The organism is Flavobacterium sp. EDS (assembly GCF_020991525.1).
In the GTDB taxonomy this organism is placed as follows: domain Bacteria; phylum Bacteroidota; class Bacteroidia; order Flavobacteriales; family Flavobacteriaceae; genus Flavobacterium.
In genome coordinates, this window is record NZ_JAJMOZ010000013.1 from 54,262 (window position 1) to 80,048 (window position 25,787).

At 30.5% G+C, this 25,787-nt stretch carries 29 protein-coding genes; 2 read left to right on the plus strand and 27 right to left on the minus strand.

Annotation, left to right across the window (positions count from 1 at the left end; genetic code table 11):
* Positions 1–44: 44 nt before the first annotated feature.
* The 10 genes from LPB87_RS16655 to LPB87_RS16700 form a co-directional block, all read right to left on the minus strand.
* A complete protein-coding gene (locus LPB87_RS16655; protein ID WP_230728622.1) occupies positions 45–584 on the minus strand; it encodes a biopolymer transporter ExbD in 540 nt (179 codons plus the stop codon).
* Between the two features lie 287 nt (positions 585–871).
* Positions 872–1,288 carry an OsmC family protein gene (locus tag LPB87_RS16660; protein WP_129537935.1) on the minus strand — a complete coding sequence of 139 codons (417 nt, stop codon included), beginning with the start codon at positions 1,286–1,288 and terminating at the stop codon, positions 872–874.
* A gap of 95 nt (positions 1,289–1,383) precedes the next feature.
* Positions 1,384–2,127 (minus strand): methanethiol S-methyltransferase, encoded by a 744-nt coding sequence (mddA, locus tag LPB87_RS16665; protein ID WP_230728623.1) that lies wholly within the window; start codon positions 2,125–2,127, stop codon positions 1,384–1,386.
* A 259-nt stretch (positions 2,128–2,386) separates the two neighbouring features.
* Positions 2,387–5,422 (minus strand): choice-of-anchor I family protein, encoded by a 3,036-nt coding sequence (locus tag LPB87_RS16670; protein ID WP_230728624.1) that lies wholly within the window; start codon positions 5,420–5,422, stop codon positions 2,387–2,389.
* Between the two features lie 213 nt (positions 5,423–5,635).
* Positions 5,636–6,388 (minus strand): triose-phosphate isomerase, encoded by a 753-nt coding sequence (gene tpiA / locus LPB87_RS16675; RefSeq protein WP_129537938.1) that lies wholly within the window; start codon positions 6,386–6,388, stop codon positions 5,636–5,638.
* 35 nt (positions 6,389–6,423) lie between these two features.
* Positions 6,424–6,918 (minus strand): TlpA disulfide reductase family protein, encoded by a 495-nt coding sequence (locus LPB87_RS16680; RefSeq protein WP_129537939.1) that lies wholly within the window; start codon positions 6,916–6,918, stop codon positions 6,424–6,426.
* A gap of 337 nt (positions 6,919–7,255) precedes the next feature.
* Complete coding sequence (locus tag LPB87_RS16685) at positions 7,256–7,873, minus strand: hypothetical protein (protein WP_230728625.1); 618 nt, start codon at positions 7,871–7,873, stop codon at positions 7,256–7,258.
* A gap of 7 nt (positions 7,874–7,880) precedes the next feature.
* On the minus strand, positions 7,881–8,546 hold the full coding sequence (locus LPB87_RS16690; RefSeq protein WP_230728626.1) for a YqiA/YcfP family alpha/beta fold hydrolase: 666 nt from the start codon (positions 8,544–8,546) through the stop codon (positions 7,881–7,883).
* A gap of 110 nt (positions 8,547–8,656) precedes the next feature.
* Positions 8,657–9,757, minus strand: coding sequence for a BT_3928 family protein (locus tag LPB87_RS16695; protein WP_129541017.1), 1,101 nt, complete (start codon positions 9,755–9,757; stop codon positions 8,657–8,659).
* Between the two features lie 43 nt (positions 9,758–9,800).
* Positions 9,801–10,349, minus strand: a complete 549-nt coding sequence (locus tag LPB87_RS16700) for a DUF1599 domain-containing protein (RefSeq protein ID WP_230728627.1) — start codon at positions 10,347–10,349, stop codon at positions 9,801–9,803.
* Between the two features lie 150 nt (positions 10,350–10,499).
* Here LPB87_RS16700 and folP point away from each other — a divergent pair, with 150 nt between their 5' ends.
* Entirely contained in the window at positions 10,500–11,324 is an 825-nt protein-coding gene (gene folP / locus LPB87_RS16705) for a dihydropteroate synthase (protein ID WP_230728628.1), read from the plus strand.
* Between the two features lie 56 nt (positions 11,325–11,380).
* Positions 11,381–12,031, plus strand: a complete 651-nt coding sequence (locus LPB87_RS16710) for a hypothetical protein (protein ID WP_230728629.1) — start codon at positions 11,381–11,383, stop codon at positions 12,029–12,031.
* A gap of 40 nt (positions 12,032–12,071) precedes the next feature.
* On the opposite strand, the gene rlmH is transcribed toward LPB87_RS16710, so the two are convergent.
* From rlmH to LPB87_RS16795, 17 genes are all read right to left on the minus strand, one after another.
* Positions 12,072–12,545 carry a 23S rRNA (pseudouridine(1915)-N(3))-methyltransferase RlmH gene (rlmH, locus tag LPB87_RS16715; protein WP_129537943.1) on the minus strand — a complete coding sequence of 158 codons (474 nt, stop codon included), beginning with the start codon at positions 12,543–12,545 and terminating at the stop codon, positions 12,072–12,074.
* A gap of 105 nt (positions 12,546–12,650) precedes the next feature.
* Positions 12,651–12,953, minus strand: a complete 303-nt coding sequence (locus LPB87_RS16720; RefSeq protein ID WP_129537944.1) for an antibiotic biosynthesis monooxygenase — start codon at positions 12,951–12,953, stop codon at positions 12,651–12,653.
* A 2-nt stretch (positions 12,954–12,955) separates the two neighbouring features.
* Positions 12,956–14,374: an adenosine deaminase gene (locus LPB87_RS16725; RefSeq protein ID WP_230728630.1), complete on the minus strand. Its 1,419-nt coding sequence runs from the start codon at positions 14,372–14,374 to the stop codon at positions 12,956–12,958.
* A gap of 429 nt (positions 14,375–14,803) precedes the next feature.
* Positions 14,804–15,088, minus strand: a complete 285-nt coding sequence (locus tag LPB87_RS16730) for a GNAT family N-acetyltransferase (protein WP_035628749.1) — start codon at positions 15,086–15,088, stop codon at positions 14,804–14,806.
* 5 nt (positions 15,089–15,093) lie between these two features.
* Positions 15,094–15,489: an OsmC family protein gene (locus LPB87_RS16735; protein WP_230728631.1), complete on the minus strand. Its 396-nt coding sequence runs from the start codon at positions 15,487–15,489 to the stop codon at positions 15,094–15,096.
* Positions 15,490–15,493: 4 nt separating this feature from the next.
* The gene (locus LPB87_RS16740) at positions 15,494–16,375 is read right to left on the minus strand and encodes a pirin family protein (RefSeq protein WP_129537947.1); all 882 of its coding nucleotides are present in this window, start codon (positions 16,373–16,375) and stop codon (positions 15,494–15,496) included.
* Positions 16,376–16,390: 15 nt separating this feature from the next.
* A complete protein-coding gene (locus tag LPB87_RS16745; protein WP_129537948.1) occupies positions 16,391–17,269 on the minus strand; it encodes a pirin family protein in 879 nt (292 codons plus the stop codon).
* 349 nt (positions 17,270–17,618) lie between these two features.
* Positions 17,619–17,960: a hypothetical protein gene (locus LPB87_RS16750; RefSeq protein ID WP_230728632.1), complete on the minus strand. Its 342-nt coding sequence runs from the start codon at positions 17,958–17,960 to the stop codon at positions 17,619–17,621.
* Between the two features lie 12 nt (positions 17,961–17,972).
* On the minus strand, positions 17,973–18,140 hold the full coding sequence (locus LPB87_RS16755; RefSeq protein ID WP_164998652.1) for a hypothetical protein: 168 nt from the start codon (positions 18,138–18,140) through the stop codon (positions 17,973–17,975).
* Between the two features lie 270 nt (positions 18,141–18,410).
* Positions 18,411–18,908 (minus strand): endonuclease V, encoded by a 498-nt coding sequence (locus LPB87_RS16760; protein WP_129537950.1) that lies wholly within the window; start codon positions 18,906–18,908, stop codon positions 18,411–18,413.
* Position 18,909: 1 nt separating this feature from the next.
* Positions 18,910–19,269, minus strand: coding sequence for a hypothetical protein (locus LPB87_RS16765; RefSeq protein ID WP_129537951.1), 360 nt, complete (start codon positions 19,267–19,269; stop codon positions 18,910–18,912).
* Positions 19,270–19,341: 72 nt separating this feature from the next.
* Positions 19,342–20,634 (minus strand): hypothetical protein, encoded by a 1,293-nt coding sequence (locus LPB87_RS16770; RefSeq protein ID WP_129537952.1) that lies wholly within the window; start codon positions 20,632–20,634, stop codon positions 19,342–19,344.
* 151 nt (positions 20,635–20,785) lie between these two features.
* Positions 20,786–21,118: a hypothetical protein gene (locus LPB87_RS16775; RefSeq protein ID WP_129537953.1), complete on the minus strand. Its 333-nt coding sequence runs from the start codon at positions 21,116–21,118 to the stop codon at positions 20,786–20,788.
* Between the two features lie 258 nt (positions 21,119–21,376).
* The gene (locus tag LPB87_RS16780) at positions 21,377–22,702 is read right to left on the minus strand and encodes a hypothetical protein (RefSeq protein WP_129537954.1); all 1,326 of its coding nucleotides are present in this window, start codon (positions 22,700–22,702) and stop codon (positions 21,377–21,379) included.
* A 491-nt stretch (positions 22,703–23,193) separates the two neighbouring features.
* On the minus strand, positions 23,194–23,913 hold the full coding sequence (locus LPB87_RS16785; RefSeq protein WP_129537955.1) for a hypothetical protein: 720 nt from the start codon (positions 23,911–23,913) through the stop codon (positions 23,194–23,196).
* A 730-nt stretch (positions 23,914–24,643) separates the two neighbouring features.
* On the minus strand, positions 24,644–25,012 hold the full coding sequence (locus LPB87_RS16790; protein ID WP_129537956.1) for a hypothetical protein: 369 nt from the start codon (positions 25,010–25,012) through the stop codon (positions 24,644–24,646).
* A 286-nt stretch (positions 25,013–25,298) separates the two neighbouring features.
* Positions 25,299–25,724: a hypothetical protein gene (locus tag LPB87_RS16795; protein WP_230728633.1), complete on the minus strand. Its 426-nt coding sequence runs from the start codon at positions 25,722–25,724 to the stop codon at positions 25,299–25,301.
* Between the last annotated feature and the right edge of the window lie 63 nt (positions 25,725–25,787).

The following is a 25,787-nucleotide window of genomic DNA, read 5'->3' on the forward strand; positions in this document are numbered from 1 at the left end:
TAGACTAGTGGTTGGTATTGAATACAGATACTATTGATTCTATTTTATCTTGCAGCCAATAATTTTGATTCCTCAGGTGTAAATTCATTTACAATTGTATACGTTTCAATTTTAGCAATTGCCATTTCGTCCAAAATGTCCACTAAATTTTTATAATTTGATTTTTTGCTTGGTTTTATAATTACAATTGCACCATTTTTTGGTTTTCCAATTGCTGCTGAATATTCCAAAATAGTTTTATTTCTATTAAAAAGTTCTTGACGAATTCCGTTCTTTCCATAATTTAGAAATTTAGCTGTATCCATTGACCATTCTGGAAATCCACTATAAAATACTATTCTATCATTATCATCAAGTAAAACTGTTAGAATACGTTCCTCAGTGCCTTTACTGCAACCTCCATAGCCACCACAACCCGGGTATTTATCTGGTAAACCTATTTCTATCGCTTTTGGTTTGCCCAATTCAGTCGTAACCATAAAAAATACAATCAATAAAAAGGAAACACTTACCATAGCAGTTAAATCTACACGTGCTTTTAATTTTTTACTTCTTACTTTCTTGTCTTTTTTATAGATTTCCATGGCTTGTATTTTTTAGATAAATTAGAGCTGAGTTAATTTACGTGTTTTTGTTATTTAGTTGTCATAAATATAATAAATTTTGAATATGATTGATAAATAAGTTGGTTTTGTTTTTAAGTGTTGCTGTTTCAAAATAAGAGATATAAATAAAGTCCCATATTACTGTGGGACTTTATTTATAGGTTCAGAGATACAAACGTTCAAAGGACTAAGACACAAAGCGCAAAGCGAAATCCTTATGTAAAACATGCGTATGGATTGCGTTTTGCTCCTCGGAACCTCTTCTCTTAAAGTAAACTTACTGATAAAGTAATATTCGTTTTCAATAATTTAGATATCGGACAAATTTCTTTGGCTTTTAAAGCTGTTTTAGAAAACTCATCTTCAGAGATATTTGGAACCTTTCCTTTTAGATCTAAATTAATCTGGGTTATTGTTCCGTCTTCAAACGTAACTGTGGCTTCTGTATGCAAATCTTCTGGAGTATATCCAGCTTCGGATAACAAGAAGCTTAATTGCATTGTAAAACAGCCGGAATGCGCTGCTGCAATCAATTCTTCGGGATTGGTCCCGACGCCATTTTCAAAACGAGTCTTGAATGATAGTTGGGCATTATCTAGTGTGGTACTCTGAGTACTAATAGTTCCTTTTCCTTCCATTCCGGTACCTTTCCAGTTGGCATGTGCTTTTCTAGTAAATTTCATCTTTTTGAATTTAATGGGTTTAGTAAAAATTGTAATAACTAAATTAATTGATTTTTGTGTATTTTACTGAATTTAAAATGATTAAAAAAAACAGATTAGTTTCCCTTTTGGATAAACGGAAGCAGCATTGGGACTTTTTTTTGATAATTTTTATATTCTTCTCCATAAAACTTCTGAAGATCTTTTTCTTCTAAAAATTTTACTGCAATAAAAATATAAGTGGTTGTAGTTAATGTAAAGACTAAATGACCCAATGTCATTAGAGGTGTTGCCCAAAATGCAATTAAAAACCCCAGCATAATAGGGTGTCTTACTATTTTGTATAAGTAACTTATTTTAAAGGTGGTGCATTCGGGTTGTGGATCTTTATTTTTCATGTTTTGAATAATCTGTTTCAGCCCAAATAATTCAAAATGATTAATTATAAACGTAGAGAGTAATACAATAATCCATCCTAAGAAATAAATACCATTTATAATCATAGTAGCGGTTTTATTCTCAATTTCCCAGATTATGAATCGCATAGGCTGCCATTGCCAATACATTAATAGTAATGCCGAACTGGAGAGTAAGACATAGGTACTACGCTCAATTACAGGACTAATAATACTCGTCCACCATTTTTTGAATGCTGGTCTAGCCATTATGCTATGCTGTAGGGCAAACAGACTTAACAAAAGGACATTAACGAGTAATGCTTGTACAAAAGTTGTTTCGGTTCCTGTGTCGATTGATTTGGGAACGATAAAATTGCCAACAAATCCTATTGCATAAAGAAAAGCAATGAGAAATAGGAGGTAAGCAAATACTCCATAAAGAAAAGTGATTGATTTGATCATATTTGTAGGTTTTATGATGGGGATTAATAAAGAGCAGTTTATTTCATTTTTTTGAATTTAAGGAGGGAATAATAATGGCAAGAAGCAGATAGTTGTTTTTTATTGTTTTGAATTTCAAATAATTGTATCTCAAATATAATCAAATTTCATCTAGGTTTTAAATGCTAATTTTACTTTTGTGTAAATAAAAAGAGTGATAAAATTAATTACCACTCTTTTTTTCTTTTGTTGTATTGGGGAGTACAACAGTATTCTTCAACTACTTCACAATCATTTTTTTGACAATTCCTTCAGAGGTTTTAACAAAATAAATTCCTGTTTCAAGTTGAGATGTATTGATGGTTTGTGCATTTTTGGTAGTTAAAATAGTTTTACCATTTATATCAAATACTTGAACATCGGCAGTTCTGTTAAAATATACAATTCCTTTTTGGGATGGATTTGGGAATAATGCAAAAGTAGGAGCGCTGTCCGAAACAAAATCGGGAGCTGATAAGCTTTTGGCATTTACTTCAAAGATGGTAATTGTACCGCTTATTTCGTTAGCCACAAGTATATAGCCTTTTCCTGTAGGGCTATTTTCAGGAGCAATATAGGTAATACCTTCAGGTCCGTGATCTCCTGCATATGCCGATGTGCTACGGCTATTTTTATATTCTACAAATTTTACATTATTGGGGTCAGTCACATTGTATACCATAACACCACCAACACGTTCTAGTGATATAAACGCAAAGGTTTCACTTCCGATTTTCGCAGTTGTTATTCCTTCAGGTTCTGGGCCTTTGGCACGGCTTCTTGCTTTGGTAGCATTACTTTCGTGATCAGCATTAAATAATGATGGCAAATTTGCTGCGGTGTACATTTCGAAGTCGTCTCCACTATCAAAAACGATTTGTTTGGTAGTTGCATTAAAAATAGAAAAAGAACGCCCTCCAAGGCAATTAATCTCTTCAAAATCGGCATCGCCATCTAAATTCCCATTTAGGTTGGTTGTTCTAAAACGACCTAAATTATAAGTTTGTTTTAAAACGGCTGCATTGGGGAAAATACCTGTATCTAGATTTGTTGCGCCTACAGTTGTTCTTTCTACAAAACCAGTGTATTCTTTTTCGTCGCCTTCATTTGCAGTAACCAAGTATGTATTTGCTCCAATAGTATAATTGGCAACGCCATCTGGAAGATAAAAGGCTTTCATAGGCCAATTGGCAATTAATACTTCGCCATTGTTATCAGATACATCAAATCCATTTCCAGGAATACTGATATCTTTTGTTCCTAATGCCCAAATATCGATTATGGTATTATTAGTCAAATCAATCTCGGCAATGGCATTGTTTTCTTGCAAAGTTACCCATGCTTTTTTAGAGTCAGAATTTATAGTAATATATTCTGGTTCCAAATCCTGAGATAGCGTACTGGTTAGTTTTAGTTTTCGAACACCCGATGCAATTAATGTAGCTTCCTGAGCATTATAAGCAGTAAAAAGTAATGTTGTAACATTCGATTGACTTAAAGTGGCAATTCCACCAGAAATATCAATTATACTTACTGATCCTTCTGGATCAACAGTATAATCAAGGTTTGGTTGTCCTTCATTGGCAGTCATAACCTTTTTTCCATCGGGTGAAAATGTAATCATATCAGGCAAAGCACCTACAATTACTTGTTTTTGGAAAATACCATTGGTATCAAAAAATACTACAGAACCATTAAGGGCTTCATTTGTATTTGGCGAAGCAACAGCTACGATTCCGTTCTTTACAGCAACGCTCGTTACGCCGCCATATACATTCATATCTATAGATTTTATCACCTTTGGGGCAGTAGGATCACTAAAGTTTATTACATCTAGAAATCCTGCAACGGCACTTGTAGTAAATAAGCGTTGAGAATCTTTATCATGAACAACAATCTCGCAGGTGCTGGTATTGCTTCCAGATGGATCAAAACTGCCGATGTAATTTAGTTCGATTTCTTTATTAGGAACTGGAGCTAAACGGTCATTATCTTTAATGTAAATTGTAGCTGTAGGAGTTCCTGTAATTGTAAAACCAACAGGATTCTCTAAACTCAGTACAAAATATTCTGCTTGTTGTTCTTCTAGATTATCATCGATAATAGGAATTGTAATAGTTTGCGTTAAAGCGCTTGAATTGGTAAAATGCAAGGTTTGTGTGCTTAAAGTAAAATCATTAGCGTCAGCAGTACTAAAAGGGGCTCCTTTTACAACTAAGTCTACTGAACCTATTATTGGACTTCCTAAATTGATTGCAAAATTTAAATTTCCTGTATTTTCGTTTACAGTAACAAAGTTAGAAGCAAATGAAACCGTTGGGCTAGCTGTTGTAAAAGTTGACGATTGTGTTGTAGTAATTACATTGTTATTTAAATCTTCGATAGTATTTGGTAATAATGCCAGATAATACGTTTGATTATTTGACAATGCTTGTGCTGGTATAATTGTGATGATTTTATCATTTACTGTTGCAGCAAAAGTAACCAAAGAGCCAGTTGCATTGTTTAAACGTAATTCTAGTAAAGCAGCTACATTAGTGTTGTCTATACTGTTATCATTAATTAAACGGATACTTTCGTTAAAAGTAATGGTAGGATTAACTGTAGTACTAATGGTTGTACTTGTGTTTGCAGGCAAAAAAGTTGTTACAGGAGCAGTTGTGTCTCCACCGCCATTAGGAGTTCCTTCGGTTGTAAAATTATCAAAACGATTGTTTCCACCAGTTCCGCCAGGACCTTGATCAAATTCGACCTTTATTTTAAAATTAGAATTGTTATTTGCGCCTGTAATCGCAGTGAAATTCAAAGTTGCTAATCCAGGATCGCCATTGTTTGGAGTAACAGGGGTAAATGAAATATAAGAATTTCCATCAAGAGAGTAGAACCAATTTTGAGTTCCTGCTCCTTGTGCAGAGCGACGTGTAGCAAATTTTACAATTATATCTTTATAACCTGTGGTTGGTAAAGCAAATACTAATGCACCCCCTATAGGATTGCTAAAGCGTAAGTGTGTGCCTGAAACTTCGCTATTACGAGAGTTTAGATTCAAAAGGTCGAAATTTTGTCCAGTTCCGCCATTAAATTCTATAAAACTAGTTCCGCCCGCAATCGCAGTTATAGTAGTTCCTGCAATTAGTGCAACATTTGGAGTGGTCATAGTCGCTACAGATGTAGGATTGTTAAAAGACCAGTAATTAATTAATGTTTGCCCCCATGAGAAAGAAGAGGTGAAAAGTAAGGAAATGCAAAATAACGTTTTTAAGTAAAGTTTTTTCATAGTTTGTAGTTTAATGGTAGGCTACAAAAATCACTTAAAACTGTTATAATAAGATTATTATAAAAACAAGGAATAATTAAATCATGATCTTAAATGTTTGCTTAAGGTTATCATTTTTTATTGTTATTCAGATGATTATAAAATAATTGAATAAAAAAAATGGTTTGAGAGTGTAAAACTCTCAAACCATTTTATATGATGTAATGGGAAATATTAGATTGCTGTTACAATAGCAACAAAATCATCAGCTTTTAATGCAGCTCCACCGATAAGACCACCGTCTACATCTGGTTTAGAGAAAATTTCTTTTGCATTATCAGGTTTTACACTTCCACCGTATAAGATAGAAACTTCTTCTGCAATTTCTTTTCCAAAAGCTTTACGAACAGTTTCTCTAATAAATTCGTGCATTTCTTGTGCTTGTTCTGGCGAAGCAGTTTCTCCTGTTCCGATAGCCCAAACTGGCTCGTAAGCAAGGATAACATTAGCCCAAGATTCTTTTTCTATTTGAAATAAACCATCAGTTAATTGGTTTTCAACAACATTAAAGTGATTTCCTGTTTGACGGTCTTTTAATTCTTCACCAAAACAGAAGATAACTGTTAATTCATGTTTCAATGCAGTATCAACTTTATTAGCAATTAGAGCATCAGTTTCTTTAAAAATAGCTCTACGCTCAGAGTGTCCAAGAATAACGTAGTTTACACCAACGCTTTTTAGCATATCCGCAGAAACTTCACCTGTAAAGGCTCCGCTTTCAGCTTGATGTACGTTTTGTGCAGCAACCTCAATAGTTGTAAACTCTAAATGTGCAACCGCAGAAGCTAAGTTTACAAAAGTAGGAGCAACAATTACTTGAGCCTCACTTACAGTTGGTAATTTAGCAATTAACTCATTTAATAAATCTTCAGTTTGTTCTGCGTTTTTATGCATTTTCCAGTTTCCTGCAACAATTTTCTTTCTCATCTCAGTTTGTTTTTTATTTTTTTTGAAATTTATTATTATTTTAAGCTTTGTAATGTTTGATTGATTTTATCGAAATCTTTTTCAATTGCACGATACAAAACAATTTTACCTTTTTTATCTACAATAATATATCTTGGAATCCAATCTAAATCAATTGCTTTTCCAAAAACACCTTTCATACCATCGATCATCATAAAATGATCTCCTTTTATTTCGTGTTTCTCAATTCCAGCTTTCCATTTATCGGCAGTTTTATCAGCTGAAAGGAATAGGTAAGCTACATCAGGATTGTTAGCTTGTAATTCTTTTACTTTTGGCATTGCTTTTATACAATCGCCACACCATGAAGCCCAAACTTCGATTACTAAAGTTTTTCCTTTGTATTTTTTTAATATGTCTTTGAAAGCAATTTGACTATCATCTGTCGATAATAATTTTTCTGATAGTGCTTCTTTAGAAAAAGCAGTTTTTTGTGCATTTGTACAAGAAAACGTAGCAAAAGCAATAAGCAATAGAATTATTTGTTTCATAGATGTTTATTTTTTACCAAAGTTAAACAAACAAATCGAAACAGAAATAGAGATTAACAAAATTTGAAGACGTACTTATTTTGTCACAAATTGAACAATTTTGGTTACAAAAAATAAAATGAAATCGTAATAGTTGGGTGAGAAAACTAGTTTTTTGAATAAATAAAAAAGAGTTGAGCTAAAATAAACTTAAAAAAGAGATATTATTTTGGTTCTTGAAAGTATTCTAAAAGGAAAAAAACGTCTGGTTAGTATATAAAAAGAGGGAATAAATTTGAACTATGCTTATTTCTTAAAATCAGTGTTTATTCTTAATGTAATTGATTTATTTTTAAGATTATAAATTTCCATAAATTATAATATAATCAGCATATTTTAATTTGTCATTAAACCATTGTATTACTTCTTGTAAAAATGAGTTGAGATTTGGATCGTCGGTTTTTGTTTGGCTAATTTTCTCTACGATCGTTATGCAAGTTTTATTATCAAAATAATTATGCCCACAAGTATCAAAACTTTCTTCTATATTTTTATTCCAAGGATTTTGTAGAGGAAAAACAGATTTAAATTTTTCTATAATAACTTCAAAGTAAGCTGTTGGAATAAAAGCATCATTTCTTTTAACTGTTTTATAATTTTCTCCATTTGTATTTTCTGGCCATATAATAAAGCCAATTTCATTTTTTGGAGTTTTATTCTTTCGAGTAGTAAGTATTATTTGTCTTGAATTGATTTTTTCAATAGTTTTATTTTTATCGTAATTACAAAAAAGATAATTTTGTTTCACTATTTCTTCTTCACATTCTGTTATTCTACTAATTTCTTTGATGTTACCATTATGAAATTGTTCTTCACATACAAGGATATCATTGTCATATTTTCTTAAAAGCTCAACAGCAGTATTTAAGGGAATAGGTATTTTATTTCTTAGCGCTTTGATTCTCTCTAAGTCCATGATGCATCTATTTTAATTGATAATTGCCATTTGCCCATTTCTTGCAAGGTACAATCCAATCATTTAAAGCTTTGTATAAAAAGCCATGTTTCAGATTTGTATTTAATTCAATTTCTTTAAAATGATTAATTTTCAACTTCGAAGTTTCTTTTCGTTTTATTGCCGAAACACCATACACATCTGACTTTTCATAGATTGTCAAGATGTTTCCACAATAATTTAAATCAGGGATTTGTTTTATATCAGCATCAGTAAAACATCCAATAAATACAAAATTAACGTTGGGATTTGCCAAATAAGTAGAAACGTATTGAGCAATATAACCTCCTTTAGAAGTACCTATTACTGTTATTTTATTAGGTTTAACGCCTTTTTTAATCAAACTATTAATTTGCTTTACAGTTTTTCTAACGAATTTATTGAAATCAGTTTCTGGAGTTCTTAATTCACTAAAAACAATAAAATTATCATCTTTAAACGATTTAATGATTTCATTGTATTCTGCTCTTCCATACTCAGGATGTTCAGTATTTAAATCGTTTTCTTCAAGGAATTTATTGTGTAAAAAAAAGATATAGGCTTGTGTTGTATCTTTTACTTTTTGTTGACCAAAACAAAAAGTATTTAAAAGGATAAAAAATAAAAAAACTGCAACGTTTTGAGTTTTACTCATAATGTTAATATTAATGATATACTTTCAAATGTACATAAAAAAAATGCATCAATAAACCATTATTTAGGCTTATTGATGCAAAAAATTATTGCTTAAAACGGTAAAAAGTTTTACAATTTTAAATCTTTAATGTCATTGTAATGTACTTTTTGAGCAACAGTTCCGTTATTTAAAATTACGATACTAGGATTCGCTCTTTCGATTGTTTTAAGAGTTATTGCATCACAAAAGTAAAAATCAACATTTAGTTTGTATTGTTTTTTTGCAGCAGCAATTTCATCTTGTCCTGAAGCTGTCATTGCAATTACTTTATATCCTTTTGCTTTAGCTTCTTCATTTAATTTTTCTAATTTTTCCATACCAGCTGGTTCAGAACGAGTTAAATCGTAAGTAACAAAAATCATAAGTTTTGGTTCTTTTAAGAATTGATCTTTATAATCTTCCCCATCTTTTTCCATAGAAAAATCATGAATAGGAGGTACGTAACCTTCTGTGATCACTTTGTCTTTTCGGTCAACAAACGTTGCTCCTTCTGGGATAGACATTAAATCTTTTTCAGTAAATTCTTTGTTTACACCATTTACATTGTAAATAAAAATCATTTCAACTACTGACTGTGGAGCTCCTTCAGGAATTTCCATTCCTTTCTCGATGTTTGAACCTACTTTATATGGACGGAAATCTTTTATTGGTAAATGGTTCAACACCCAAATTCCCATAAAAATGCACAAAAAGATACTTATATAGGTAATAATATTTTGAACGCTGTTACTGAATAAAGGTTTAACTAATTCTTTGTTAATGAATAATATTAAAATGAAGAATAGTAAAACGATATCTTTCGTGAACGATTGCCAAGGTGTTAAATGCAAAGCATCACCAAAACAACCACAATCTTTTACTACATCAAAGTATGCAGAATAAAAAGTAAGGAAAGTAAAAAGAATAATAAGGATTAATAAGCTCCAAATTGTAATTTTAGATTTGTAGCCAATAAGAAGCATTACTCCCAAAATTACTTCTAGAATTACTAAAAACAAGGCTAATCCTAGTGATAATGGCTCTAAAAATGGGATATTGAAAACAGGTTCGCTAAAGTATTCTGCTAATTTATAAGAGAATCCAACAGGGTCATTTAGTTTTATTAATCCAGAAATAATAAATAATACTCCAACAAATATTCTTGAGAATTGTGTAATTATATTTTTCATGTAGGTTTTAAGTTTAAGTTTTTTGAAGGTTACAAAATAGGAATTATTTTTTTGTTTCCAAAGGGTCTAATATCAATGCAAAAACAGCGTAGTTAATCATATCTTGATAATTAGCATCGATTCCTTCAGACACCAAAGTTTTACCTTTATTATCTTCTATTTGTTTAACGCGAAGTAATTTTTGAAGAATGATATCAGTTAATGAGCTCACACGCATATCACGCCATGCTTCACCATAATCATGGTTTTTTGCTAGCATTAATTCTTTAGTGATTTTTACTTTGGCATCGTATAATTCAGTTGCTTTTTCTACATCTAAATCAGGCTGATCAGCAACTCCTAATTCTAATTGAATTAATGCCATTACTGAATAGTTGATGATTCCTATGAATTCTCCTTTTTCATCTTCGTCAACTTTACGAATTTCATTTTCTTGTAAGCTTCTAATTCGTTGTGCTTTTATAAAAATCTGGTCGGTTAATGAAGGCAACCTTAATATGCGCCACGCACTACCATAGTCTTTCATTTTATTGATAAAAAGCGAACGACAAATCGCAATTACATTATCGTATTCTTGAGGAGTATTCTTCATTATTGATGTATATTTGTCTAAATTTCTTCAAAAATAAGGATAAAATTTTTAAAAGTTTTGTTTCAAGTTTCAAGTTTTGTTTGTTTCAGGTTAAAATCTGTTAGAAAACGTTTTGCAACTTGAAGCTTTAGACTAAAATAAAATAAAATTATGTTGATTAACTGCAAAGGGCAACTCATTGATTTGTCAGTTCCTAAGGTAATGGGAATTTTAAATGTAACGCCAAATTCTTTTTTTGATGGCGGAAAATACAATAGCAATCAGGCGATACTTTCTCAAGTAGAAAAAATGCTTTCTGATGGGGCTACATTTATCGATCTTGGAGCATATTCGAGTAAGCCAAGTGCCGAGTTTGTTTCGGAAGAAGAAGAATTAGACCGAATTGTTCCTGTTGTAAAATTGATTTTAAAACATTATCCAGATGCATTCCTTTCTATAGATACTTTTAGAAGTGAAGTAGCAAAAGCTTGTATCGAAAATGGAGCCGCTATTATCAATGATATTTCGGGAGGTAATCTAGATGATAAAATGTTCGAAGTAATTGCCAAATACAATGTTCCGTATATCTTGATGCATATGCGAGGTACGCCACAAACGATGCAAAGCCTGACTGAATATGATGATATTGTAAAGGAGATGCTTTTTTATTTTTCTGAAAAAATTGCACAAGCCAGAAATCTAGGTATAAACGATATTATATTAGACCCTGGTTTTGGTTTTTCTAAAACGCTAGATCAAAATTATGAGGTCTTGCAAAAAATGGAATTATTTAATTTATTAGAATTACCCGTTTTGGCTGGATTTTCTAGAAAGTCAATGATATATAAAGAATTAAATACTAGTCAGCAAGAAGCGTTGAATGGAACAACGATACTAAATACTATTTCACTAACAAAAGGAGCAAAAATTCTAAGGGTTCATGATGTAAAAGAAGCGATGGAATGTGTTACTTTGTATAATAAGATAGCCATTTAATATTGATTGATTTCTTTTAATCTTTGGCTAAACAATAATAAAATAGAATTCAAAATATGAAATACTTAAGTTTAATTTTCGCTTTTATTCTTTTCTCTTGTGGAAAAAAGGAAGATGTTTTACTACCAAAGGCAAATGTATCAGTTGTAAAAGAGGTAATGGATCATTCGCCTATTTATATTTTTTTTAGAACAGAAGGAAAAGACACTTTGGCAGAAGTAAATAGAAAAAACAGTATTATTTCTACCAATTGGCTTTTTAACATCGATAAGCGTTTGCCTTTGAGAATAGTGATTCCTGAAGTAATGAAACTTCAAGAGAAAAAGCGAGCAGATTCTGCTCATAAAAACGAAAATGCTCAAAATTATTATACATACGCAGATACAATTGGTAAGAATATGGCATTTTTACCTTTTACAGATGTATATTATAAACTAGGTGAAGCCAGTAAGAATGTAAGTCAATTGTATTTTAAGAAAAACGGAAAAATTGAATATAAAGGAAAAAAGACTTATGATTTTCCGAAGGAAAACTTGAAGCCTTTTTTAGATAGTTTGATTATAAACCCAAAAGCTCAAATTACATTTTCATATGATAAGAATATGACTTACGAAGAATATGTTAGATGTAAGATTCTTATCAATAAGTTAGAAATGAAGCAACCCGGATTAGTGTTTATAAATTATAAAGAAGATATTATTTATTAATACTGAATACTTGTGATTGTAGTCGATAATCAGAAACGTATTATTGATGATGGTAAGGTTCGTTTCTTAAAATTGTAAAACCACGATACAGCTGTTCAATAAAAAACAAACGTACCATTTGATGGGAAAATGTCATTAATGAAAGTGAAATTTTCCCTTGTGCTTTGCTATAAACAGTATCCGAAAATCCGTAAGGTCCACCAATTACAAATACTAAGGTTTTAATACCCGAGTTCATTTTCTTTTGTAATTCTTCTGAAAAACCTACGCTTGAGAAGTTTTTTCCGTTTTCATCCAATAAAATTAATTGATCTGTTGGCGCTAATTTTGCCAAAATCAATTCCCCCTCTTTTTCTTTTTGTTGACTCTCAGATAAGTTTTTTACGTTTTTGATGTCAGGAATAATTTCCAAATCAAATTTGATGTAAAAAGACAAACGTTTGGTATAATCGTCAATTAAAGTTTGAAGCGATTTATTGTCGGTTTTGCCAATGGCAATAAGTTTGATATTCATCCTCAGGAATTATATTTTGTTTTGAGTTTTAAGTTTTGTCACTCCCGATAGCTATTGGGATAAAAAAGATTAGACTGATTTTAAATCTTGGCGGTTAAAAGGTAATTATATTTTATTCTCAAAAACAGTTTCAAAGTGTTCTACAATAGGAAACGGTTCGTAATAATGATGCAATAGCTTCTTCCACTCTAGATATGCCGTTGATTCTCGAAAACCAATTGTATGATCTTCGAGATTGCGCCATTCGACCAATAAAAGATACTTATTGGTCTGTTCTATGCATTTTTTAAGACTGTGTCCTAAATAGCCTTCAATAGAACTAATATACTGACTTGCTATAGCAAAATCATTCTCAAAATCCTTTTCTTGGTCTTTTTTTACAAATAAAATCGCCGCTTCTTGAATCATATTTATTTCTCTGAAAATTTAGCTTCAAAAGTTTTAAATCTAGCATCAAGGTCTTTTAGTAATTGTTTTTTAACTGTATTATCCTGAATGAAACTATAATTAATACTATTGTAAACATATTGTTTGATAGTTGCATAAGAAACATCCTGATATCTGCTTGCTAATAAAACGTATTGCTCCGTCATATTTGTTCTTAAGATTCCTGCATCGTCAGTACTAATTACAATTGGAACATTAAATTCTTTGTACAATGTAAAAGGATGACGAGCATTTTTAACTTTCAAAATAAACTCATTACTTACTAAGTTAATCTCAATCGGAATATTATTCTTTGCCATGTAACGTAATAAGTCGTACGAGTTTTCTTCGTAAGCGATATCTACACCATGACCAATTCTGTTTGCTCCTGCAGTATGTATTGCTGCAGTAATATGCCATGTTAACTCTTCTGGCTGAACCAATCCTAATGTAAGTTCACCAGCATGAAGTGTATATTTTACATCAGGAAAACGAGAATGGCAGTATTTAAACATTACCATGTGTAACCAATAATCTTTCATAGAAGTTTCGCCATGTTCTGGAGAAACGATATTTACACCCGCTACAAGTCTACTTTTGTCAGCAGAGATAAAGGCAATCATAAGATTTTTGAACAAATCGACAGGTTCCATAAAACGCAACACGAAGTTTTGATAACGCATTGTAAAATTAGCATCGTCGATTTTAAGGTCCTTATGTAATTTTGCTATGAAATTAGTATTGAAATCCTCAGCGTATTTTACAGCATTTTTATCTTGTAATGATTTATAAAGTAAATCTAAAGATTTGAAAAGTGCTTTTTCATCTTTTTGAGCAGCTACTTGTCTTAGTTTAGTATTAAAATCAGCTAAATCATCCACATTCATATCACAAGGAATGGTGTTTAATTGTGTTTCGATATAGCTTACATTCTCTTTAATTGCTCTGTTTTTAAGCTCTAGCATACCTTCAGCAAAATGACCGTCGATAGTTGGAGAGAATTTTTCGAAAGAGTCAAAAAACAAATCATCAGAAGGAACAGATATTCCATTATAGTCTTTAACAGACCAAGTTTGCATGATTTGTTGCTTGTAATATTCTAGTTTTCCTTTATTTTTAAGTGAAGAAAAAGTTTCCCAATTTCCATTTGCAGATTTTGTTTTTAAAACTTGCATTGTTTCTAAATTTAAAAAGAAATCTTGTGAAATTGCTCTTTCTAGTAAAGGTTCTGCATAGATAGAACCAGAGAAATGATGATGTAAATCACCGCCTTTTGGCATTTGAGAAAAGAAAGCAGTTAGTGCCGCTTCGTTGTTTCTAATTTTATCTAAATAAGTTGCTGTTGATTGAGAAAAGCTAATCTGAGCTATAAGAAAACAGAAAATTGTAATTATCCTTGTCATAGTCTAGGTTTAAATTACATGCAAATATAATTGATTAGGAGGACATTTGAAAATATAGATGTAAATTGGTTTGTGAATCATTATTTTAAGTGACTTAATTCATGATAATATTATAAAAAAAAGACGCACTGTTGTGCGTCTTTACAGAAATTTTTTTAAAAAAATTGAAGGCGTATGAAACGGGTTTACTTAGTAAAGAAGCAGATAAAAACAGATTTTTAAAATGACAATGAGAAAAAAAACGTTTTATCCGTGTTCTCGCCAAAGGCGAATCAGTATCATCCACGTTCCAAATTATGTGCAATTAGAACTCAGCATTGCTCTACGATTCCGTTTAGTCTGACAAGATTGTGACTTAGAAATTCAACATTCTTGAAGCCCAAAGCCTTTGTATCTTTGCACCTCAGAGCCTTTGCACCTTAAAAAAAATTAGTGAAATAATACGTCCTTTATATCGTCTGTTTTATCAAATACGCTTTTTGCAAATGGACAAAGGGGAATGATTTTTAGATTGTTCTCGCGAGCATATGTTACTGCCGCCATAACTAATTTTTTCCCAACACCTTTACCGTTAAAATCGGGATTTACTTCGGTGTGGTCAATTATAAATTTAGTGTCTCCAGCCCAAGTATAGGTCATTCTTCCACCTTCTTTTCCGTCTTCTACTGCTTTATAATATCCTTTTCTACCTTCGTTTATTTGTTCTATTTCCATGATGTTTAGTCTAAAGTGGTTTGTATTTGTATCGTGTTTGTTAGGGTTTTGTGAATCGGGCAACTATTGGCAATTTTTAAAAGTCTTTCTTTTTGAGCTTCATCTACATTTCCTATTATCTCTATTTTGCGACTTAATAAGGAAACGTTTTGTTCTGTATTTTTCTCAAAATCTACTGAAATATTAATTTCTGTAACATCCCATTGTTTACGGTCGATGTACATACGCAATGTAATCAAGGTGCAAGAGGCTAATGCAGATGCCAATAATTCGGAAGGGGAGAAGCCTAAATTTTTCCCTCCAACTTCTTGTGGTTCATCGGCGATAACAATATTACCACTTGCCGATTTTATTTCTGTCCGATATTTTCTTGTGTCAATGCTTGCTGTTATTGTATTCATAAATTTATCGTATTTGTGGTTGTGGCAAAGGAACAAATTCGGTTTCGCCAGGAACTTTAGGGAAAGTCTGAGCTGTCCAGTCTCGTTTTGCTTTTTCTATTAGCTCTTTGTCTGAGGAAACGAAATTCCAAAAAATAAAATGTTCTTCAGGAAAAGGAGTTCCTCCAAATATATAAACGGTAGTGTTGGCTGCGATTTCAAATTCGCATAACGTACTGTCGTTAGCAATCAGGATTTGTTTTGGATCGTAAGTATGTTCGCCACTTTTTATGCTTCCTTCTAAAATATACAATCCGCTTTCGCCAAATAAATCCTTTCCGATGTTTATTTTTTGAGCTGTTGTACTTTTGATTTCAATAAAATAAAGCGGACTATATACTGGTACTGGTGATTTTTTTCCAAAAGCTTCTCCTGCTATTAGTTTATAAGAGACACCATCTTTCTCCCAAGCTGGAATATCATCAGCTTCGACATGTACAAAGTTAGGATCCATTTGCTCCAATTCTTTAGGCAGTGCTACCCAAATTTGTAAACCATGAAGCATCTTGTCTGTTTTGCGTAAATATTCGGGTGTTCTCTCAGAATGTACAATTCCTTTTCCTGCAGTCATCCAGTTTACAGCTCCAGGCTTAATCTCCATTTCGGTTCCTAAACTGTCTTTGTGCATGATACTCCCTTCAAACAAAAAGGTAAGTGTCGATAACCCGATGTGCGGATGTGGCGGAACATCCATGTTTTCATGGTCGCTTAAATGTGCTGGTCCCATATGATCGATAAATACAAATGGTCCAACGGCTCTTTTCTCACGGAAAGGCAATAATCTACCAACCATAAAATTACCAATATTGGCAGCGCGTTCTTCAATAATTAGATTTACGTTTGACATGTTATATTTTTAAAATTAATCTTCTAATGTTCCAAATTTACCATTATTGTAGTCATCCACAGCCTGAATTAATTCTTCGTGTGTGTTCATTACAAAAGGCCCGTGAGTAGCAATTGGTTCGTTAATTGGCTCACCGCTTAAAATTAATACGATACTATTTTCTTGTGCCTCGATATGAAAATCTTCACCTTCATTTTTAAATAAAACTAAATGATCAGTTGGCACATTTGTATCATCATTTACAGTAATACTTCCTTCTATAACCAATAAAGCTGTGTTGTAAGTTGCAGGAAAATTAAATGTTGCTTTTCCGCCTTTAAGTAATCTTGCGTTAAGCAAATGCAAAGGGGTAAAGGTAGATGCTGTTCCTTTTACCTCTTTGTATTCTCCAGCGATTACTTCGATATGACCGCCATTTTCAGGAAGTTCGTATTTACTAATTTCATCATTGGTGATACCTTGGTATTTAGGTTTCGACATTTTATCTTTTGCAGGTAAGTTTACCCAAAGTTGTACCATTTGGAAATCACCTCCAGTTTTACTGAAGTTTTCTTCGTGATATTCTTTGTGCAAAACTCCCGAAGCTGCTGTCATCCATTGTACGTCGCCTTCACCAATTACTCCACCGCCTCCGCTACTGTCATGATGGGCTACTTTGCCTTTGTAGGCAATTGTTACCGTTTCGAAACCACGATGCGGATGCACGCCAACTCCCTTTGGAGTATTTGTAGGTGGGAAATAAAACTTTGAATTATAATCGAGCATGATAAATGGACTCATGCGTTTCATACTTAATTGTGGTACACTTGGAATAAAATTATGTACTCTAAATCCATCACCAACAAAATGTGGTTGTCTTGGAGCTACTACTATTTCTATATTTTTAGTTTTCATAATGCTTTTGTTTAATTGTTATACAAAGTTACTCTCATTATGAAAAATGTAACTTAATGTAGATTAAGAAGTGAGTTACCATAAAAGTAAGGATTATTTTTAAATAGTATAAAAACACCCTTAAATTAACTTTGGTTTTCAGGATGTATATTTTTTGGCTAGTAATTATGGCTTATTTGTAGTTTAAACCATTTAGGGAAAGCCTAACTTGTATCAACAAGTTCCTTTATTGTGGCTTAAATTGTGGGTTGGAAAGATTATTTTATAGACATTGTTTAATAATCTTTGTAGACACGGAAAAGGATTTTCTGTGTTATTGTTGTGTTGGGATATCTAAATAGTCGAGGTATTATAAATTTCTAAATGATAACCATTCTTGTAAGAGTATTTTAAAATCATTCAAATGGATTGTTTGATAGCCATCAATTGAAAAATAAGGACTAGAAAAAACCACATCAAATACTGAAAATTCTACTGCACTATTAAGAAAATCTAAATCATATGGTTGGTTATTTTGTATTAAATTAATTGTGTTTATTAAATCAATAATGACAATTTTAGGCAATACTTGAATAAAGTTTAATTTTTTGTATTCACCAAGTGCATTGCTTGAATCTAAAATATATCCGATTTCATTAAAGGGGCCTATTTTTTTATAAAATTTTAAATTTAATTCATCTTGTTTTTTCATGCTCTTTGTATTTTAAGGGGCATATTGTTTAACAATTGTCATCAAAGATAAATGATCTGTTTGTAATCTTTCTGTAACAGGATCTAATTGATGACTTCTGTGTATAAATTCAATTTTTGTACCATCAGAAAATATGGAACGATATGTTGTTGTTGTACTAACATCATAATTTGTTCCCATAAAAGTAAGGATTATTTTTAAATAGTATAAGAACACCTTTAAATTAACTTTGGTTTTCAGGATGTATATTTTTTGGCTAATAATTATGGCTTATTTGTAGTTTAAACCATTTAGTGAAAGCCTAGGAACTTGTATAAACAAGTTCTTTTATTGTGGCTTAAATTGTGGGTTGGAAAGATTATTTAATAGACATTGTTTAATAATCTTTGTAGATACGGAAAAGGATTTTCTGTGTTATTGTTGTGTTGGGATACATGATAGGTTAGAATTTTATTCTTTTGTAATTCTGTCGAGTTCTTTTAAAAGAGTAGGAATTCTAAATGCACCATGCATGTTTTTTATAAAGGAAGCCGCAATATCTAAATTAATGCCTATTGATGAAACATAAAGAGGTTTTTTACTTTCACCTCTGAACACTTCTTTTACGGTATTTTTATTTCTAAAAAATGAAGATTTTGCAACACCGATAACAGAGATTTCTTTACTTAAGCTTTCCCAAGTATAACCACCCAATCCGAACTCCCTATTATTGTCAACATATACATGTCCATCAATTATAATGGTTTTGATTTCATCTAAATTAACCTTTTTAAGAATGCTCTCAATACAAGGTAATTCTCTTTTGTAAAATTCACCTGAAATATATTCCTCTATGCTAGCAATTTGCTCGACAATTATGTTTTGAGGAGTTTCATCTTGCCAATTAAACAAAATAGCTACAATTTTTGCTATGTTTTCTTTATAATGAACATCTATTGCTAAAATCATTCTAGTCTAATTTGTATTTAGATACCATTTTTTGGTAATACCCATCATCTGTTAATTTCCCGCCTCCAATTTGATTACCATTGAGATCATATTCATAAAAAGCTAAACTAGTTTCTCCAACAGTTAAAGTTGTCCTAATAAGTTGTTCATTTTGATTATATTCATTATCCCAGCCCAAATGGCTTCCATTTTTATATTCTTTTTCAAATGCTACGCTACCATTGAGGTTTCTATCTAATACCAAATATCCAGTATAAAAAGTTTCATTATATAATATTTTGCGATAGCCATCATCATCCCATCCGCCATACTGCACTTGTGTATCATCTAATCTTAACTTTTCAGATTGTTTTAAGCTCATAACTTTTTTTATTAATTTGACATTATCATTTTAAAATCTTTTGTAATAAAGAAACAGTCAGACACCTTGACTTTATTCAAATAAAAAGGTGTAACCTATATACCTTTGGAGGGTACAGTATGTTTTGTTGTGGAAGTCTGTTGTTTGTTTTTGTGGGTAGAATAATTCTTCATCAAGTATAAAAGAATGTTTCCAACTGGAGTTGAATTGAGGATTTACTTGCGCAGCAAGATATCTTGGCTCATTTAAATTGTAGTTATCTAGATATAAGTTTTTTATGTTGTAATCCATAAGCAATACTCGAGAATAATCATTATCATATTTGCTTAAAAATTTATAATTCATTATTTTAGAATCTAATTCTTTAACTTCTAAAGATAATTTTTTATCAAAATCTTTTATTTGTTCTGTCAATTGATTATTACTGGTCAGATTACGCTCATAGATTTCAAATTCATTGTACTTAAGTTTACCAAATTCAAGGTAAGTTGTATTTCTGATAATTTTATTTAAGACTGGATCATTTTCTATTCTAAATACTTTTTTACTTTTTTTTCGATAAGGTAGGATATAACAGTTTTTTTTCCAGTCGTATTGATTGTTATATGGTTGGTCATTTTCGCTGAAAAAATCCGTAATTGTATCTTCACTGCCACAAATTGTAGTTCCTAGGAAACTTATTCGAGTTGTGTTTTCTTTAAAGAATTGCTTTAAAGATTTATTCTTGTCAATATTGCAAATAATTGAATTTTCTCCAACAGGAGATGAACAATGTTCTAATCCGTAAAATTTTATAAAATACATTTTAGGAACGAGATCATCAACATATTCTAGCCCATATGGCATTACTAAAGAATCTATTTGAGCTCTAATTTCAGAGTAAGATAAATTAGATGAATTTTTCAATAATATTAATATTTTATGATGGTCTAATGTCGATACCCTTTTATGTATAGTATTGATTACAGAATCCTCTCTCTGCCTATTATCAATACTGTCTTTTTTCCAAATTTTTATATATTCTGTTTCTGTTTCAACAGTTGTTCCTTTTCTAAATAATTTTAAATTGATTTGAGCAGGATTTTTTTTTATTTTAATAACTTGCGGTTCTTTATTTTTATGATCTACATATATAATTGTGTAGTTGTTGCGGTCGTTGTTTTTAAAATAATAGTACCTGTTTTTTGTATCATATTTAGCTACAATCGCAGGGATCTCAAAGCCTTCAAGAGTTACTTTAGCATCATCAATATTTTTTCCAGTCTCAGCATCTTCTACATATATTTTTATAGCATGGGTTGTTTTTTCCTGAGCTGAGCAGCAAAATGATAATAATGCAAAACAAAGTATTGATAGATGTTTCATTGTAGGTAGATTAAATTTTGGTTAAAAAAGGTTTTACACTAAGTAATTTTTTAAGTTCTGAAGTTATCGGAATGCAAAGAACTTCATATAAAGTGGTTCGGGAAACTTCGCACAGCAATTGCGAACGCTTTGTGGATCGAGATGTAGATAATTATCCAATAACTCTTTGAATCTCATTTCCATTATTATCATGAATAATATGCAGAATTAAATTACCTTGTTCATCCCAATATTTATAAGTATCATATAATGTATTAAATTTTTCGAAACATTCTTCTTTTATTTGCCCATTTTCATAATATTGGGTTTGACGGCCATCTACGTGGCCATTCACAACGGTGATTTCTCCAATGAGATTACCATTAGAATAAAATTCTTCAAAAAAACCAGTAAATGGTTGTTCTTGATAGTAGTAATAAGCTCCACCACCAGCATCTGGATGTTTTATTTCAATACTATCATCATTAAAATTAATTCGTATCATATTTTATTATTTTATGAAGGTTATTAAATCTGTAATATAAAAGCAATCAGTACAAGTTTGCATTATTATTATTATTATTATATTTTCTGGTTCTGCAACAATATTTCTATTGCATCCTAAAACATTATTTTTCAACCAATCATCAAAAAAATGTCCCCTGTCTAATTTTCTTATATCCACGAGTGAGACGTTCGCGTCAGCAGGGGGAACCTATTTTAGGACAAGCGAGGGGATTAAAAAATTTGTTATTTATTGTAATTATTTTTTAATATTTTTTTCGATTTTTTGAAGTGCTTTAATTCCTAATAAATTGTAATATTCTATTAAATCCATTGTACCTGTTGGAGATGCTATATTATTGTTTAGTTTATAAATTTGTATTTCGCTATTTGTTGTTTCTTTTAGATCAATAAGAAAATTTTCTTTTTTGTATTCAAGAATATCATCTAAATCATAATTAATCTGATAGGAAAATTTACCGCTTTTATAAATAAGATTTGTAATTTCATTGTATGATAAAACATCGGAAGTGGCTATGTATTGTTTTAGATAATTTGGCCCAGTAGGTATGCTTGTCATAGTATTTAATTTTGGGCAGCTTACTACTATTGTATCACTAGTATTAAAATTATCTAATAATTCTCCATTATTAATTCTTATTTCATCAGAATTGGACAAAAGATCAATTTCTTTCTTGTTACGTTTATAAATATTGTTTTTTATCAGACCATTTTTTAATTTTTCTTTAAAATCACTATATATATTTGAAGAAGAATTATTTCTTTTTTCTTGTTGTGATACTTCAGAAGCTTTGATTACTGAAGACGGATTGCTTTTATAATTATTTGTCAGGTTATCACAGTGAATATATTTAATATATTTTGGGATATATTTCGGAGTTCCATCTTGATCGAAATATGTTTTTTGTTTATCTTTTGTTAGCAGAAGGATGGTATAAATTGCAAAAATATTTTTATCAGTTGCTATTTTTTTAATTACGGGATCATTAAATCGTTTAAACTTTTTTTTATTTTTTTTCTCTACTGCTATAGCTTTTAAGCTCCAAGCCCCAAAACTTAATTCATCTTTAACAATGAGATTTTTGTAGAATTCTGTTATGTATTCCTTAGCAAAACACAATGATTTCGAATCGAAATCTGGACAGCTTTTTAATGTATTTAAAATAGGATCATTAAATAATATGTAAATACGATAATCGTCTTCTTTATAAAAATTAGTGGTATCTTCAGAGATTTTGACTCTAAAAGGAGTATGTAATTGTAACTTCAACTCCTTCGGTAATCCTGCAACATTTTGAAATCCTTTTTCATTATATTTTTTATGATAGCTCATAATGGTATTATAACCAGTTGGAATTTCATTAAAGTAATAATAGCTATTTTTTGTATCATATTTAGCTACAATCGCAGGGATCTCAAAGCCTTCAAGAGTTATTTTAGTATCATCAATATTTTTTCCAGTCTCAGCATCTTCTACATATATTTTTATTGCATGAGTTGTTTTTTCCTGAGCAGAGATGTAAAATGATAACAATGCAAAATAAAGTATTGATAGGTGTTTCATAGTAGGTAGATTAAATTTTGGTTAAAAAAGCTTTTACACAAAGCAAGATCAAATTACTGCATTGAATCAATTGAATAAAAGCTTGTTAGTGCTAATTTAACAACAAAAAGTAATTTTTAGGTTTTTATCTTTTAGAGCTGTTACTTTCTCGACTTTGTTCTCTGATATTAAATCTCCGTAAGCTTCATCGATATTCAGTTCTTTTATAGGCTTTTTTGAAGTGAGAAATGCAAAGTAAGGTGATACCGATAATTCGAGGATTTGCAAAAAGACAATTAATAACGATAGAAACCAGTGAACTACGTTTTATAGCTATTAATTTATTATCATAAGTTATATTACTACATTTTAAGTTAAAGTATTCCGTTGGACAATAAAATATTAGAAAACGTTATAATTAAGTTGCTTTTGGGTAATTTTACATTTACTTTTTTTTGTCTTAAAGAGATAGATATCTAACTAATAGAATATATATTAATTTATAAGTTCTTTTAAAAATCTTTATGCTTAAAACTAGGTAAACTTTCCTCATGTTGATTTATAACACTGCCGTCGAGACCACTTAATATATATGTTATATTTTTTTTGATTACAATGTTGGGAAATAATATACTCCATGTTTTTATGCCATTAGTATTAGTTTTACTAATCTGAATTGGTGATGGTTTTTGAATTTTGATAGACATTTTATCCAAAAAGACTAAAACATTATTAAAAGTAAATTTATAATCTTCATCCCAATCTTTAACTTCTAGAATATTTCCATTCTCATCATATTTGTATGATTTCCCAACACTAAATCCTAACCATGAAGAGATTAATTTAGATTTAATATTTCCATTACTAAAATAGGTTTCATAATAATCAAAATATTCATCAATATTTTCAGTGATATCTACACTATTGTCAAAATTTACTTTTGTTTCTTTTAATTTTTTATTTTTATCATATTCGTCTAGATGATAGGAATCATAGGATTTGTAAAAATAATTTTTAAAGCTACTCTTAGATTTATTTGAGATAGCTAAATCATTTTCATTTGATTTTTCGAGCTTAATTTTATATTGATTATATAGAGTTAAGTCAACTTTTTTATAGTCTGAATTTAGTTGTGATATTTTTATTTTAGTAAGTTTAAAGTTGTATTTTATTTCTTGACCACTACATGATACAATTGCTATTAGCATTAACACAATAATTTTACTTTTCATAATTTATCCTTTTTTATGGTTCAGGATTAACATATTGATGAGCTATATTACCTTGACAATCATAAAGAGATATAGTTGGTAATCCTACAGTAAAGGTAGAAGGATTAGTTGATTGAACATCTGAATAGTCCATGATATTATCAGTAGCCCAATGATCATAAGTAAATTTCGCAAATTGTGAAGCTTTATATGTAGCAAATGAATGAGGAACTTTTATAAAAAAGTCCCTTTAGATGGCTTAAATTTTAGGTTTGTAAAAGTTATTTTATGCTTTGGGGTAACTTTATTGTGTAGATTTTATATGTATTCTAACTTTACGCCTTTTAGTGTGAGCACCTTACTCATGTCCAGAAATAGAACTCTAAAGATTTTATCTTCTAATTTAAAAAATAAATGGAATTAGGCATGATGTAATATCCAAAGAGTTATGCTTACGATAATAACCTAATGACTCAATAACATTTCCAAAGTATTCTGCTCTTGTAAGTATATCTATACAATAGACAGTAGTAAAACTGATAAAATAAACACGAGTCTTTTCTCTAAATTTGTGTTTTCTACTCATTTCTTTTTTTGAGCTAATATTAGGAAACAATTTTAGTTCATGTGCAAGATACTCATGTCAGCGTGGGGAATTTCCATTTTTCAACCAAAAAAATCAAATGAATTTGGCTTGGTATAAAATTAAAAACACGATTCATACGTTAGTGGGGCGAGATATTTCTGATAATTAATCATCCAATTTTAAAAATAGAGAATTCCCATTTTGTAGAGCTGATTCACATATTTGCTTAATGGCATTATATTCTTCTATTATTGTAGAATCAATATGTTCATTAATAGATAAAAGTTGATCAAAAAACTCTTGTAGTTGATTAATCTTTGTAAATTCTGAAGCAAAATATAAATCTGTATTCAAAAGATAAACTAAACTATTTACATTAGAATTTGAATGTAATGGTACCCAATCAACTATTTTATTGAAGCTTGTATTAAAAATTTTTACTTTAAAAACAATTTCGTTAGTGACTTTTTTTTCAATTAGTATTGCTTCTGTTAATCCGTAGGGATTTATTGTACTTAAATCAATTGTTTTCATAATTTTATTTTGCTTTAAAATGTCCTTTTGCTAGTATTTCTTCATCTTGTGGTGTTATTATCGGCGGAATCTTTTTTTGTCTATTAATTAACCCCATCCAATTGTCTGGAGATATTGAATTTGCTTTATCCTGAAACTTAAACCAAGTGCTGTATCACCTAAGGTATCAATAAAATTAAGTTTTTTTTCATGACTTAACGAAGTTAATATTGGTTTAATACTTGGTTCATCAATATATTTAATTAAGTCATCGGTTCTTCTTTGAATACAGATATAATCTGTAAATTTAAACCTCTTTCACTGTTACTGAGGCTCCACCAGCCAAAAACATTGTAGTAATTATAAATTTTTGATATTTTTTAATAATTTTTCTTTTTTCTAAGTTGTTTTCACTAGCTATTAAGTAACTATTTGTTTGTGCTAAAACTCCAGCTGTGATAGTTATAATTTCACTTCCCACTTCAAATCCTCTCCAAACTTCGACAGCCTCAGTTGCAGATAAACCATTCTGTAAAGCCCTGCCAATCTTTGCCGTGTGTTTTAAATACTGTAAATCTCTCAATACACTAGCTCCTCCAGTAAAGTATATTAATAATGCATCAGTTGTTGAATCAATAGCTAATGAAATTCCAGCATCAAAATCTGCCAAGCGATCGTATTCTTCAATAAAATGAAATAGAAAAGCGGGTACTGTTGCCGATTTGGGAATCATTAAATCAAGATTAGTTTCAAATCCTGTAAATGAAATTTGTTGATAGAGATGGAATGAACCCAA

Coding starts and splice junctions, on each gene's coding strand:
- LPB87_RS16760 (WP_129537950.1), bottom strand. CDS start 18,908: ATGATTTTAGCAATAGATGTTCATTATAAAGAAAACATAGCAAAAATT.
- LPB87_RS16780 (WP_129537954.1), bottom strand. CDS start 22,702: ATGAAACACCTATCAATACTTTATTTTGCATTGTTATCATTTTACATC.
- LPB87_RS16720 (WP_129537944.1), bottom strand. CDS start 12,953: ATGATTCAAGAAGCGGCGATTTTATTTGTAAAAAAAGACCAAGAAAAG.
- LPB87_RS16750 (WP_230728632.1), bottom strand. CDS start 17,960: ATGAAAAAACAAGATGAATTAAATTTAAAATTTTATAAAAAAATAGGC.
- LPB87_RS16670 (WP_230728624.1), bottom strand. CDS start 5,422: ATGAAAAAACTTTACTTAAAAACGTTATTTTGCATTTCCTTACTTTTC.
- LPB87_RS16755 (WP_164998652.1), bottom strand. CDS start 18,140: ATGGGAACAAATTATGATGTTAGTACAACAACAACATATCGTTCCATA.
- LPB87_RS16655 (WP_230728622.1), bottom strand. CDS start 584: ATGGAAATCTATAAAAAAGACAAGAAAGTAAGAAGTAAAAAATTAAAA.
- LPB87_RS16790 (WP_129537956.1), bottom strand. CDS start 25,012: ATGAAAACAATTGATTTAAGTACAATAAATCCCTACGGATTAACAGAA.
- LPB87_RS16745 (WP_129537948.1), bottom strand. CDS start 17,269: ATGAAAACTAAAAATATAGAAATAGTAGTAGCTCCAAGACAACCACAT.
- LPB87_RS16770 (WP_129537952.1), bottom strand. CDS start 20,634: ATGAAACATCTATCAATACTTTGTTTTGCATTATTATCATTTTGCTGC.
- LPB87_RS16695 (WP_129541017.1), bottom strand. CDS start 9,757: ATGAAAAATATAATTACACAATTCTCAAGAATATTTGTTGGAGTATTA.
- LPB87_RS16690 (WP_230728626.1), bottom strand. CDS start 8,546: ATGAGTAAAACTCAAAACGTTGCAGTTTTTTTATTTTTTATCCTTTTA.
- LPB87_RS16725 (WP_230728630.1), bottom strand. CDS start 14,374: ATGACAAGGATAATTACAATTTTCTGTTTTCTTATAGCTCAGATTAGC.
- LPB87_RS16740 (WP_129537947.1), bottom strand. CDS start 16,375: ATGTCAAACGTAAATCTAATTATTGAAGAACGCGCTGCCAATATTGGT.
- LPB87_RS16660 (WP_129537935.1), bottom strand. CDS start 1,288: ATGAAATTTACTAGAAAAGCACATGCCAACTGGAAAGGTACCGGAATG.
- mddA (WP_230728623.1), bottom strand. CDS start 2,127: ATGATCAAATCAATCACTTTTCTTTATGGAGTATTTGCTTACCTCCTA.
- LPB87_RS16730 (WP_035628749.1), bottom strand. CDS start 15,088: ATGGAAATAGAACAAATAAACGAAGGTAGAAAAGGATATTATAAAGCA.
- LPB87_RS16710 (WP_230728629.1), top strand. CDS start 11,381: ATGAAATACTTAAGTTTAATTTTCGCTTTTATTCTTTTCTCTTGTGGA.
- LPB87_RS16775 (WP_129537953.1), bottom strand. CDS start 21,118: ATGATACGAATTAATTTTAATGATGATAGTATTGAAATAAAACATCCA.
- folP (WP_230728628.1), top strand. CDS start 10,500: ATGTTGATTAACTGCAAAGGGCAACTCATTGATTTGTCAGTTCCTAAG.
- LPB87_RS16680 (WP_129537939.1), bottom strand. CDS start 6,918: ATGAAACAAATAATTCTATTGCTTATTGCTTTTGCTACGTTTTCTTGT.
- rlmH (WP_129537943.1), bottom strand. CDS start 12,545: ATGAATATCAAACTTATTGCCATTGGCAAAACCGACAATAAATCGCTT.
- LPB87_RS16735 (WP_230728631.1), bottom strand. CDS start 15,489: ATGAATACAATAACAGCAAGCATTGACACAAGAAAATATCGGACAGAA.
- LPB87_RS16685 (WP_230728625.1), bottom strand. CDS start 7,873: ATGGACTTAGAGAGAATCAAAGCGCTAAGAAATAAAATACCTATTCCC.
- tpiA (WP_129537938.1), bottom strand. CDS start 6,388: ATGAGAAAGAAAATTGTTGCAGGAAACTGGAAAATGCATAAAAACGCA.
- LPB87_RS16795 (WP_230728633.1), bottom strand. CDS start 25,724: ATGATTCCCAAATCGGCAACAGTACCCGCTTTTCTATTTCATTTTATT.
- LPB87_RS16785 (WP_129537955.1), bottom strand. CDS start 23,913: ATGAAAAGTAAAATTATTGTGTTAATGCTAATAGCAATTGTATCATGT.
- LPB87_RS16765 (WP_129537951.1), bottom strand. CDS start 19,269: ATGAGCTTAAAACAATCTGAAAAGTTAAGATTAGATGATACACAAGTG.
- LPB87_RS16700 (WP_230728627.1), bottom strand. CDS start 10,349: ATGAAGAATACTCCTCAAGAATACGATAATGTAATTGCGATTTGTCGT.